Origin of the sequence: Streptomyces regalis (genome assembly GCF_001509475.1) — a bacterium.
Classification (GTDB): domain Bacteria; phylum Actinomycetota; class Actinomycetes; order Streptomycetales; family Streptomycetaceae; genus Streptomyces; species Streptomyces regalis.
Genome location: NZ_LLZG01000336.1, coordinates 1 through 234, shown reverse-complemented (window position 1 = coordinate 234; position 234 = coordinate 1). Strand labels below are relative to the sequence as shown.

Here is a 234-nt window from a genome sequence, read left to right as displayed (position 1 = left end):
CGGTGAGCACACTGACGGGAGACGCCCAGCTCCTTGGCGACGTGCGCGACCGGACGCCGGTCGAAGACAACGCGACGCACCAGCAGGCATCTGCCGTGAAAGGTCAGCCGGGCATTAGCGTGGGCCACCAGGACCTCCGAGGTGAGTGAAGACGGCAATCTCCACTACGCCCGGAGGTCCATTCACGATCAACAACCGGTAGCAGGCGTGTCACCAACCTCCCGGCCGAGTACA

1 pseudogene is annotated in these 234 nt (G+C 64.5%); it reads right to left on the bottom strand.

Features of this window, described 5'->3' with window-relative positions:
• Window positions 1-128: pseudogene (locus ADL12_RS51110) on the bottom strand (IS481 family transposase); the annotation flags it as partial.
• Window positions 129-234: the final 106 nt, after the last annotated feature.